Source organism: Pseudoxanthomonas sp., from assembly GCF_035999195.1.
Classification (GTDB): Bacteria; Pseudomonadota; Gammaproteobacteria; order Xanthomonadales; family Xanthomonadaceae; genus Pseudoxanthomonas_A.
In genome coordinates, this window is record NZ_DASYGY010000003.1 from 1 (window position 1) to 4,145 (window position 4,145).

Below are 4,145 nucleotides of genomic sequence, written 5' to 3' on the forward strand. Positions count from 1 at the left end.
TGCAAAGTGCCAGTGAACTGAACGCGCTCGGGGGCGCCAGCCGATGCAGCAAGAGAAACGCTAGTCAGAAACACAAATGCGGCTACAGCTTTCATCGTGCACCTCCAAGTTGTGTGATTGCTGCTCGTGAGCCCTAACACCAGAATTAAGCCGACCCGCGAAGCGGGTTCGGCTTGAATGATTTGTTAGGCCTTGGCCTGGGTAACTCGGTACGCATCGCTTGTGGCTTGGTCAATGTAGTTGCCGCCAGACATGCTGCCGTGGTCGCGGACCAGGACAAGGCCGTTGTAATAGCAGGTGCCATAGCTTGCCGTGAACTCAGCCTCACCGGTTGAGTGCGAGATCCAAGGATAGGTGTACTTGCCGCCAGCGGTCAGCTGGGCAACATGAACTTTGTGCTTGCGTTTCTGCGGCATACAAGGCCTAACACCGGAATTAAGCCGACCCGCGAAGCGGGTTCGGCTTGAATGAATTGTTAGGCGGCAAGCATGCCATAGCGAATCGACCGAACAAGTGCTAGAGCCCACAGAAGTAGAAGGGGCGACGATGCCAGCAGTCCAAGAACGCTCTCTCCAAGTCTCCGGCGACTCAATACGTTGCGAACTCCAAGACCAGCTCCGATTGCGGGCCCAAAGAAGGTGAGGGGCACAATAGTGCTTGCCAACAGGTCACTGGCTGCGCTGCCGGGAATCAGGTCACCTCGAAGCACCGCGTCTTGCGCCAGCAGCGAGGCAATCGCTGCTAAGTAGCCAAGAGCAACAAAGAAGATCGGCGATGAGAAGAGCTTCCGTAGGATATGGGGAAGATTCATTGCCGCCTAACACCAGAATTAAGCCGACCCGCGAAGCGGGTTCGGCTTGAATGAATTGTTATGCGCGCCAAGGTAAACCCGAAGCCAGCGGCCCGCAACGGGTCTGGGAGAACCGGGAGCACGGAAGAACGGTCCGTTAGCCCGGAACATGACGAGGCCAGCAAAGACCGAAGCCGACAGTGCCGCAAATCCGAAGGTCATGAAGCCATCCTTTGCCGAGCGGCACGAACACAATGCATCCGAAGCCGAGTGAAGCGAAGTGCGGAACTGCCAGTCGCCCGGATGAGCCAGCGAGCGACCAACACCGAAGCCGATAGCGCTGCAGAAGTCGACGCATCACCGAAGCCGACAACATCAACACACCTACCCACGCATAACACCTGAATTAAGCCGACCCGCGAAGCGGGTTCGGCTTGAATGATTTGTTAGGCCCCGACCACGTAAGCGCTCGGCGGCCTATTGCACTTGATGAGAAGCTTGGTGAAGTAATCAGGATCTGCCATCGCGTCCCAGGGACTGAACCCGTGGTAGGCCTCCATGAACTCGTGGATGATGCCAGAGCCTTGAATCGATACGCCAACCCAATAGGCATCACGGAACGCCTCCCAGGTGAAATATGTGGCGGAAACTGTCACGGGGCGATTGCCTAGAATCGGCCAATAGCGTCGCTGAAGCAGGTCTGATGTGGACAGCACCACGGAAATAGGCTGGCCCAATGGTGGCACCGAATCAGACGGACGATGTTTGTGATCAAACAAGGCGCATCCAACAGCGCCAAGCTCGTCGATCCGAGCAACAACCTGTCCGAGGCCTTGATCGCCATCAGGCAGCGGGATGGCGAAGAGATCGCCAATTTCAGGTTTGAGCAGTCTTCTCCCCAAGGGGCCTAACACCTGAATTAAGCCGACCCGCGAAGCGGGTTCGGCTTGAATGATTTGTTAGGCCGCAGACGCATCAGCTGCGCCCCCATCCCAGCCTGATCATAGCCACAATCACTAGTAGGCCGGAAGCTATCCAAGCGAATCCAATGACAAGATTGGAAAGCGGTGACCCGAGCAGGTCGAAGAGCGCTTGCTCCGTATTGCATTTGGCGCCGCAGTCGAGCATCGGCTCCGAGGGGCTAAGGAACAACGCAATGGAACCATAGCCGATAGCAATCAGCCCAAGTAGCGAGCCAAAGATGGTGACGAACTTGGAGATGCGCCTATCTTTCATGCGGCCTAACACCGGAATTAAGCCGACCCGCGAAGCGGGCTCGGCTTGAATGAATTGTTAGGCCGCGTCGCCATCTGCCGCATCCTTGTGAGGATAGTAGACCAGAGCGGCCCCCGAACTCAGAGCTTCTTCATAGAAGCCAGCGAATCCCCGATAGAGGTCCGTGTTTAGGACATCTATCTGGAGCTTGCCGCCGCGCATGTTTTCAATATTTGTAAAGCCGTATCGGCCACACTCGTCTAGCGCTGCCTCGAAGTCGTAGGCCTCAGATTGCTGCCTAAGGAAGAGCATGCATTTGTGAGTGGCACCAACGTCGGGGTGGCTCCAGGTGTACTTGGAGTCACCGGAAAAGCGACCTTGGAACCCGTAGATCATTACAACTGTCATCAGCGGCCTAACACCAGAATTAAGCCGACCCGCGAAGCGGGTTCGGCTTGAATGAATTGTTAGGCCAATGCTCGCAGTCTTGAAACCGCAAAGCGATCAGCCACGTAAGCGCCCCAGAGCAAGCCGACAACAAGAGCAAGCAAAGCTAGCGACAGGTACAGCGGAAGCACAAGACCCTCTGGAGAAAGGCTGTCTCCGGGCTGGGCTCCCTCGAACAAGATTAAGTACAGGCTCGCAATCGGAGGGAGTGACAGAACAATTTCCGCCATTGCCATGATGATCGTGGCCAAACGAGTCAAATAAAGAAAGAGTCTCTTCATTGGCCTAACACCGGAATTAAGCCGACCCGCGAAGCGGGTTCGGCTTGAATGAATTGTTAGGCAGCGTGGCGCCGCCCCTCCACAAACAACATATACAGGCAAGAGGCGAAGAAGCCAAAGCCGAGTGCCAAGCCCCAATAGCCATTCTCTCGGCGAGCTGCGTATGCCTCGGAGGAAGTAATCAAGCTCTCTCCGGAGACACGCAACCCCCAAAGCTCAGGCTCATCTGGATTGGCGTAATGCACTACGACGGGGTAACCACGCTCGATCCTGTTCCAGACAGCTTCCGGGTTCTTGAGAATGTCCGGGTAGGAGAACTCCCGGCCACTGGGCGCCACTTTGAATCGGATGCTTGAGATGCCGCCTTTGCGACGATGCGCCTCAGCGGATGCAATGGTTCCTGATTCGGTCAGCAGTTGTCCCGGGATCGGCGCCAGTGTTACTGCAAATGACCAGAAGCCGAACACCGACAGAGCTGCCGATAAGATGACAATGAACCAGTTAAACCTTGAAAGCTTCATCAGCTGCCTAACACCTTGAGTTAAGCCGACCCGCGAAGCGGGTTCGGCTTGAATGATCTGTTAGGGCCAAGCCTGTGCACTGACACGCACCGTGGCTTTTGCACCATGACATACAAGCTCATAGACCATCCCTCCTTTCAGCTCCAGTTGCATTGAAGCCGGAGCACTACCTGTCTTGGTGCCGGGGCATCGATACTCTATGGTGCGCGGGCCTGCCATGTATATGACGGAAGTCGGTCTGTCTGGTGGCCGGTTGCCGTCAATGCTTACGATCTCACCAGACGGAGTGATACTGGATTTGGCTATCCGGATCACTGCCGTATCCAGTCTCGGTTCGGCCAATGAAGTAAGCGGCAACAAAAGCAGGATGGCGAGATGCTTCATCTTGGCCCTAACACCAGAATTAAGCCGACCCGCGAAGCGGGTTCGGCTTGAATGACTTGTTATGCGCGCCAAGGTAAACCCGAAGCCGCCGGCCCGCAACGGGTCCTGGAGAGCAGGGAGCAAGGAACAGGCATCCGCCAGCACGGAGCAGGTCGAGGCCAGCAAAGACCGAAGCCGACAGTGCCGCAAATCCGAAAGTCATGAAGCCATCCTTTGCCGAGCGGCACGAACGCGGTGTGTCCAAAGCCGAGTGAAGCGAAGTGCGGAGATGCCAGTCGTCCGGATGAGTCAGCGAGCGACCAACGCCGAAGCTGATGACTCGGCCGAGCTCAGTGCATAACCGAAGCCGACAACATCAATGCGCCAACCCACGCATAACACCAGAATTAAGCCGACCCGCGAAGCGGGTTCGGCTTGAATGAATTGTTATGCGCGCCAAGGTAAACCCGAAGCCCGCGACTCGCAACGGGTCCGGAAAGCCAGGGAGCACGGACAAAGCATCCGCCA

The 4,145-nt window shown here is 56.3% G+C and carries 5 protein-coding genes; all 5 read right to left on the reverse strand.

Annotated features, from left to right (window positions below):
- Nucleotides 1-185: 185 nt before the first annotated feature.
- Nucleotides 186-416, reverse strand: a complete 231-nt coding sequence (locus VGN58_RS00625; protein ID WP_253456716.1) for a hypothetical protein — start codon at nucleotides 414-416, stop codon at nucleotides 186-188.
- 820 nt (nucleotides 417-1,236) lie between these two features.
- Nucleotides 1,237-1,692, reverse strand: a complete 456-nt coding sequence (locus VGN58_RS00630; protein ID WP_327480622.1) for a hypothetical protein — start codon at nucleotides 1,690-1,692, stop codon at nucleotides 1,237-1,239.
- A gap of 73 nt (nucleotides 1,693-1,765) precedes the next feature.
- Complete coding sequence (locus tag VGN58_RS00635; protein WP_327480624.1) at nucleotides 1,766-2,026, reverse strand: hypothetical protein; 261 nt, start codon at nucleotides 2,024-2,026, stop codon at nucleotides 1,766-1,768.
- Nucleotides 2,027-2,083: 57 nt separating this feature from the next.
- Entirely contained in the window at nucleotides 2,084-2,413 is a 330-nt protein-coding gene (locus VGN58_RS00640; RefSeq protein WP_327480626.1) for a hypothetical protein, read from the reverse strand.
- A gap of 376 nt (nucleotides 2,414-2,789) precedes the next feature.
- The gene (locus VGN58_RS00645; protein WP_327480628.1) at nucleotides 2,790-3,254 is read right to left on the reverse strand and encodes a hypothetical protein; all 465 of its coding nucleotides are present in this window, start codon (nucleotides 3,252-3,254) and stop codon (nucleotides 2,790-2,792) included.
- Between the last annotated feature and the right edge of the window lie 891 nt (nucleotides 3,255-4,145).